At 61.5% G+C, this 6,960-nt stretch carries 3 protein-coding genes and 1 pseudogene; 1 reads left to right on the top strand and 3 read right to left on the bottom strand.

Features of this window, described 5'->3' with window-relative positions; translation table 11 throughout:
* A partial coding sequence (locus tag RMO15_RS03230; protein WP_309707742.1) for a hypothetical protein occupies window positions 1-1,095 on the top strand: 1,095 nt, incomplete at its 5' end.
* Here RMO15_RS03230 and RMO15_RS03225 read toward each other — a convergent pair.
* The 3 genes and pseudogenes from RMO15_RS03225 to RMO15_RS03215 form a co-directional block, all read right to left on the bottom strand.
* Window positions 1,092-2,285, bottom strand: coding sequence for an MFS transporter (locus RMO15_RS03225; protein WP_309707740.1), 1,194 nt, complete (start codon window positions 2,283-2,285; stop codon window positions 1,092-1,094). The genes RMO15_RS03230 and RMO15_RS03225 overlap by 4 nt on opposite strands.
* Window positions 2,286-2,329: 44 nt before the next feature.
* The gene (locus tag RMO15_RS03220; protein ID WP_309707738.1) at window positions 2,330-5,995 is read right to left on the bottom strand and encodes a hypothetical protein; all 3,666 of its coding nucleotides are present in this window, start codon (window positions 5,993-5,995) and stop codon (window positions 2,330-2,332) included.
* A gap of 10 nt (window positions 5,996-6,005) precedes the next feature.
* Window positions 6,006-6,960: pseudogene (locus tag RMO15_RS03215) on the bottom strand (outer membrane channel); the annotation flags it as partial.

The following is a 6,960-nucleotide window of genomic DNA, read 5'->3' as shown; positions in this document are numbered from 1 at the left end:
CTAGGGAATCGCCTTGTGGGCTGGAGCCCTATCACAAAGCGCTGGAGTGCTCCCGCACCGGCTGCACGGAGCTATGGCGAGCTGGATTTTGTCGTGACCCCTGAGGGAAGCTGCTGGCTGGCAGCGCAGAGTGCGGAGGTGGCACTGGTGGGGTATTTTCCCAACGAGAACCGCTGGGAGCAGATTGCGCCGCCTGAAGGGAAGCGCGAGGAGCAGACGGGAGTGCGGCTGCTGGCCGCCGATGATGAGGCATTCTGGGTATCCAGTCCGCAAGGTCTCTGGTGCTACCGGCGCAAGACGAAGACATGGGAGAAGTCATCGCTGGAGCCACCCTGGGATGTTTTGCGTAATAGCTCGCTGCGCACAGCCCCCGCCGGTAATGGGATGTGGTGGGTGGCCGCACCACAAGGGCTATGGCGCTTTGATCCTGTACAGCAAAAATTTAGTGAAGCGACTCTTTTGGCGGGGAGTGGCTTTACCCCCCTTCACCTGAAAGCCGTCACTCCCACTGCCGTCTGGGCAATGAAAGGCTCGCTTCTGGCGCGGCTCGACCGCCAGAGCGGCACGGCCCAGCTCTACGGGCGCGAGAGCGGAGTCCCGGAGTCACTGACGACAAGGCTCCGTGCGGCGGGGGGGACAGTCTGGCTGATCGAGCCGGGGCAGCCGCTCTATGTGTTTCATCAGGATGGCAAGCCGATTTCCTACCCGCTCCCGCCGGAGCAGAATGAGCGTTCCCGAGGCTGGCAGGCTGTCACCACCGACCCTGCGGATCCGACACGGGTGATTCTCGCGACGGCGGCTCTCTACCGGGCAAGCCTCGATCGGCTGGATACGACTCCTCTGGTTCAGCCCGAGGGGACGCGCGAGATCCACGACCTCCTGACTTGGGAAGGCTGGGTCTATGTCGTCGCCTCCGATGGGCTCTGGCGTTTCAGCTCTGCGCAAAAATGGGAGCGACTTCTTCCGTACAGCTTTGGAGAGCTTCAGCTTGACCCAGACACGCCTAGCATTATCTGGGCACGGAGCGGGCAGTATCCGGGAAGCTTTTCCAATCAGCTTGCTCGGTTGGATACGACGACGCTAGGCATGCGCTAGCGCTCGGGTTCGGCCTTGCGCAGGCCCGGAATAAAAAGCGCGACGATCCCCCCGAGCAAGCAGGTCAGTGCGACGCCGAGAAGAACCTGCTGGGCCGAGATGCGCAGCAGAAGCGCTCCGCCTAGGGCAGCTCCCAGCGGCATGGATGGGGCGAGCAGGGCCGTATGGACGCCAAAAAACGTCCCGTGCTCGCTCTTGTCCACGGTGCGCTGTAAGAAGCTCGTCTCGATTGCCAGATACGGCCCCCAGGCGATGCCGCCAAAGAAAAACGCGGCAATCGCGTAGCCCAGCGAGGGGGCAAAGGCCATGCCGAGTTGGCAGATTCCCCAGAGCAGCGCGATTCCCGCCATGGTGATGCCTGCGGGGTAGCGTGCCAGCCAGCCAATCCCCAGGCTCCCGAGCGCGGACCCGACTCCGACCGCCGACCAGAGCATTCCCATTCCCGCCGCGTTGGAGTGCAGAAACTCCTTCACAAAGATCGGGAGCGCGGCCTCGGTGGGGCCGTAGGCGAAGAAGAAGACAAAGCTCAGCACCGTCACCAGCGCCGCCGTCGGGTAGCGCTTCAGAATCGTCCAGCTTTTTGGAGCATCTGCCTTCGGCCCTTCGCGGGGAATATTGGGCATCGTGGCGATGGCCGCAATGAGGGCGAGAAAGCTGATGGAATCTAAGATTAGAGTCTGGGGCGCTCCCCAAGCCGCAATTGCCACTCCGGCCAGCGCGGGGCCGATCACCCCCGGAAGCTGCTCGGTGAGGCCCAGTGCGGCGTTGGCACTCTCCAGGTCTTCGTCGGGAACCAGATAGGGGGTGAGCAGTCGCGTCCCCACACGCGTGGCAGGTGAGAGGGCTCCCATCAGGGCTGCGATGATATAGACCGTGGTGAGTGGGAGCCAGTGGAGCTTGTCAAAGAGCGGAATGAGCCCAATGAGCAAAGCGCGGGCCAGGTTATCGGCCATCATCAGCGGGCGCGGCTGGCGACGGTCCAGCCACTTGCCGATCAGGCCACCGGTGATTACCGTGGGAAGGGAGAAGCACAGAAGCATCGTCCCCACCGCCGCCCCAGAGTGCGTCCGCTCGACCAAGTACCACGTCAGCGCCATCCAGGTAAACGTATCGCCCAGCCCGGAGATCATCGCCCCGATCCAAAGCCGCCGAAGCACCGGGTGACGGCGCAGAAGAGAGAGAATACCCACAAACAATAGTGTACCCGATCCTCTCCTGAAGATGATCACTACACTTAAAGCAGAAGCGTCTCCGCGAAGACCACGCGGCTGTTGTCGCCGATCTGCTCGATCTCCTGAATCAGGACGCGCTGGGCTGGCACGGCAGGGAGGAACCCACTCCAGACCCCTCGGGTAAGGCTCATGGGAGTGGGGGCCTCTATGTTCTGCCAGTCTAAGTCGCTCTCGCCGGTCTTGCGCTGGAGCTGGACGGTCATCTGGGTCTTGGTGAGCGGGCTCTCCTGCGGGGCGGGACCACTGACCGTGATGCCGATGCGTGGCCCACTTCGGGTAAGAGAGACGGTGCGCTCCGGGAGTATTTGGGCGAAGTCGGCGAGCACCACGCGGGAGAGATGGGCATTGTCCATCGAGCGCGGCTGGTAGCGGGCGAGGGCGAGCCTAATAAAGGGAGTGTAGGCGCTCGAAGTCAGTGGGAGATCGGCGTACCAGAGGTCTTTTTCCGTATCAAAGGCGACATCGAAGGCGAGAATATCCACCTGAATCCCACTCTCTGCGAGGCTTAGACCGGTCTTTTTGAACTCGGCTGCTTCTAGGCGCTCACCGGGAAGGGCGGTGTCCGGGCGGCGGATACTCAGCGCTCGCTGCCGACCCGATTGAAGATCGCGGAGACGCACAAGCTGACCCAGCCGCGCCTCATCGGCCCAGATGGGATCGGAGCCCCACTGGGTCGTGTAGGCCGTGTAACCCGGCGATGCTACCAAGAGGCCATCGGGGGAGAGAAGAATCGCCAGCTGCTCACCGTCGCCCGACGAAAACCAGCCACGCTTGAGATAGACCCGCAGGCCGGTCTGACGGACACTCTGGTCCTTGCTACGGCTCCATTTGAAGATCGGCACCACCGCGACCACATCTGGCGCATCAGGGCGGGCGCTACTCAGAACATCAAGCACTGCCGGGGCTCCTGCGCGGGTGATGTTCTGAGGATTCTCTGTGAGTTTTGGCGCGAAATACTCCCGAAAGCGGGTCGTGGCAATCGGAGTCAGAGTGACGCGCCTGTACTTGGTGTCGGGAAAGACAAGCTGCGGGTCCTGTTCTGTGATCCCATCGCCGGGTGTCCGAGAGCCGCGCAGGAGCTCCTGAGCATTGGGATCAAACTGAGTGCGCTGGTAGCCATCGGGGTCGCGCAAGGGAGTCCAGCCCTGGTTCTTCTCGGGTATCTTTCCGTTTTTGAAGCGCAGGCTAAAGACACAGCCCGGTAGGGTCAGGGGAGCCGCCTGCCGCCCCGTCTTCGGCGAGGTATCCGAGACTTCCTCCCAGCTTGCCACTAGCTCGATCTGCTCGGTGCTTTTCGCGTGGCAGGCGAGGCGGAGTTTGCTCAGTCCGGTTGCGGTTGCGCCCAGTGCCCGCCTGCCTCCCTCACACACCTTGAAGTCCGGGGCGAGCAGTGGTTTTTGGACGGCGTGGACAAGGGTCAGCACGCGCCAGGGAGTGAGCTGCCAGTTACCGCCATGCATCGCCGTGCCGTAGAGGACATTGAAGTTCTGACCCTGTGCGTTGTTCTTGAGAGTTACCCAGTGCCCTAGCTCATTCAAACGCTTGCCATCGGTTGGCACCGAGCTTAGCGTCAGTGTGGTCGTCTCCGCTTTGGGAAGGGTGACCGTCACCACGCCGTTTTTTTGTGTCACTCCCGTGGTACCCTCTTCCAGCCGCAGGCGGACCGACTGGGTCTGGGGCCAGTTTTTCGGCTCCCCAAATGGGACAATCGTGTTGTCCACCACCGCGGCCTGTGCCAGCGGGTCGGCGAGATAGGGAGTCTTGATCGGGTTGTCTGTCGGCTCAATGAGAAAATAGAGCTTGTCGCCTGACTTCATCGGGTTGTCTACAGCCTTCTCTTTGAACTCCCCCTGGTAGTCGGTGAGCCACTTGTAGGTCTGTGCGGGGGACGCGTCGTCGAAGACACCGTGGCGCTCTGCAAGCTCGACAGTGGTGCGGGGCGGGGCGATATGGCGTAGGCAGGGTTTCTCGGCTTTGCTCTTTTCATCGACGGAGCGGATCACCAGGCGCTCCGCTGACTCGCCGGGCGTGGGATCGTCGTGCAGGAGCAGAACCGGCGGCGGGATGGGATCGTAGCGCAGAAATGTCTCGGCGGGCGTGACCGTGGCGCTCTCGGTGCTTTCGGGGGCAGGGCCTTGTCCGGCCATGTCTGCCATTCGAACCCGAAGCTGATAGGTCTGTCCAAAACGCAGCGGCAAGAGGCTCTTACTGGGCACCATAAAAGCCGTGTCGGTGAGGGGCCACGTGGTGTTAAACGCACTTTTCTGAGACTCTCCATCGGGCATGGGGTTGCCAGGGCGTGGAACACAGAGGCTCCAGCCATGCCAGCGGAAAAGCGCTTCATGGGCATGGACTCCCTCTTTGCCGTCTTGCTCGACTGTCACACTGCGCACAAAGCCCTCGTCGGTCTTGCTCAGTGGCGCACTCAGACCCCGCACGGTGTACTTGCCCTCGCGGCGGCAGAGCGAGAACCAGGGGCCCGGTACACTGCCCGTCACCTGTCGGACATCCACCCGCCAGCCTCGGGTAATGTCCTCCGCAAAGAGCATGGGAGGCTTGTTGTCGGAAATATCTTTGCTGTGTTGTAAAGATCGTGTCAGGGCCGTTTGAAGCGCCGCGCCGCGCCCGTTGCGTGCCAGCGTCACCCCCACCGTTCGTAGAACTGGCAGCCCCACCTGAGGGGTATCGTCGGGTTCGAGCTTCGGGATCGGCTCTTTCTGAGACTTTAGCCCGGTAAAGATAACCATGGGCGAGAGTGTCATGGGGCGGAAGTAGGCAAGCTGGTCGCTGGCAGCATGCACCTGCGCCGCGCCCGCATCCGTGTCGAGCGGGGTCGTGCCAAAGAGCGAGGTATCCCCGACCTTAAGAAACCCCTGCACCACCGAGCCGTCTTGGGAGCGGGCGTAGAACGCGCCTGTGGTGAGCGCCGTGCGCGGCGAGATGTCCTTGCGCAGCTCTTTCTTATCTGGCCAGATCGGTGCAACCGAGACCGTCGCATTGGCTGTAATCGTGCCCGCAAAGGGGACCACCAGCTCGACGGTCAGCCCGAGCAAGCTCAGCAGGGCGGGGTACTCGCCGAGCATGGCGACCACATCGTGGAACTCCAGCGGCTTATCAAGCGCCGTCGCCGCGAGATTTTTAGGAGATTTGGAGCCCGTACCCCGTTCTTGAAAGCGCCGTACCGCTCCCAGCTCTTTTTTCGCAGACGGGGCAGGCTCCAGAAGGGCCTTGGCAAGACTCTGCGTGCTGGGCAAGTCGTAGAATCCCGCCGCGTTGGGCTTGGCGACAAGCAGGCCCTGGTGTAGGTCTTTCAGGTGCGCTGCGACTCCGAGTACCGAGTAGGATTGAATATTGAGTGTCGGGATTTTGGTTGGGGGTGCGAAGCTCTGGATCGCGAGCTTACTGGGGAAAAAGGCCTTCCAGAGCGCACTATCCGCGACCAGCTTCGGGGCAATCGTGAGCGGTGCCACTCCCGTGATGGTGACGGAAAACTTCAGGCTTTTGAGCGTGGCGGGCCAGTCGAGCAGGTCCGAAAACGCCTCTAACGTGGCAGTATCCGTGAGCTGTGGCGCGAGATAGATCGTCAGCGCGAGCGCCCCCGCTTGCTCTTTTTGCTCACGCGCGGGGCCGTTGGGCAGGGCAGTCCAGACAATTCTTTGTGTTGGCATAGTTTCTGTCTCAGGCGAAAGCACCCCAGTAGGTGCTCCAGTCGTTTTGGGTAAGGGTGGCTTTGAGCGGGGGGGAGGCACTGCCGCGCTGGCTGGCTCCAGAGTCCTCTAAGGAAGCATATTCGGGTTCGCCCTCCGGGAACCACTCCGCCGCTTTGCCTCCCGAGAACTCCTTGCGGAAGGTGAAGCTGACGGTCTTGCTGAAGAAGGCAAACTCAATCTCCACCGAGACCCGCGCCTCGCCCGCCATCACGCCACTGCTCTGGTACTCCAGCCCCAGATAGATCTCCGCGCTGATTGTGATAATGCCGAGAATCTTGAGTGCTCCATTGGCCCGAAGATACCCGGAGAAGGTAACGTTGTCTTTCTCGATCTTAAAGTAGAGCCCCGCCATCACCGAGACTGCGCCCGCAGCGACCCCAAGATTGATGGCAAGCACCCCACCGAACTCCAGGGCTCCCTCCAACAGCTGAAGGCCCTTCGTCGTGGCCTCGATGGCGAGAAAGCCCCCACCGCCAAAGATGCCGACCGCAAGAGTAAAGGGTCGGTGACGCTCACAGAAAGCAAAGCGAACCCGCATCGGGTCGCCAAAGAACGGGAGAGTCAGGCTGGCCCCGAGGCTGAGGTTAAGAAGATTGAAAACCCCAAAGCTAATAGGAGGCAAGTCTAGTGTGTAGCCCGCCGTGATCCCGCTCGTGCTGACATCCAGGCTCGGAGGATCGCTAAAGCCGCTCTTGGGAATATACGGTTCCAGCGCATTGATAAACGAGAGTGCCCCCCGGAACTTGACATCGACATCCGCGATAACATCGGGCTTCTTGCCGCCCGCTGATATAAAGGCGAGGGTGTCAAAGCGAATGTCTAAGACAGACATCAGAATCAGGGAGAAGTTCTTAAAGCTCACGGAGAGTGTCTGCGGCTTGCCACCTGCTGCACCACTCACGGATGACATCACGTCTAGGCTG

It is taken from the genome of Armatimonas sp., from assembly GCF_031410135.1.
Classification (GTDB): Bacteria; Armatimonadota; Armatimonadia; order Armatimonadales; family Armatimonadaceae; genus Armatimonas.
This window is presented reverse-complemented; position numbering and strand designations above follow the sequence as displayed.